The organism is Pseudomonas sp. AC463 (genome assembly GCF_979253585.1).
The window spans coordinates 1-354 of the sequence record NZ_CEEDDZ010000259.1 but is presented as its reverse complement, the minus strand read 5'-3'; the positions used below and the strand labels follow the sequence as shown (position 1 = coordinate 354).

Sequence of the window (354 nt, the reverse complement as noted above, 5' to 3'; positions counted from 1 at the left end):
ATTCCTACGCGCTGGGGCCGCGGGAGGAGCGCGGCATCCTGTTCGTCGGCCATGGCGAGGCCCGGTACGAGGGCATGATCGTCGGCGAGTACGCCAAGCCGGACGACCTCGAAGTCAACCCGATGAAGACCAAGGCGCTGACCAACTTCCGCGCCTCGGGCGGCAAGGACGATCAGGTCCGCCTGACGCCGCCCAAGCGCGCGACGCTGGAGCAGGCGATCGCCTATATCGACGACGACGAGATGGTCGAGGTGACGCCGAAGTCGATCCGGCTGCGCAAGCGCCACCTCGACGCGAACGAGCGCAAGAAGGCCAGCCGCGCGACGCTGGTCGCCTGATCGGTCGGTCCTCGCC

Annotated in this window: 1 pseudogene; it reads left to right on the top strand. The window is 68.4% G+C overall.

Annotation, left to right across the window (positions count from 1 at the left end):
- Nucleotides 1-338: pseudogene (locus tag AC0IYH_RS30050) on the top strand (translational GTPase TypA); the annotation flags it as partial.
- Between the last annotated feature and the right edge of the window lie 16 nt (nt 339-354).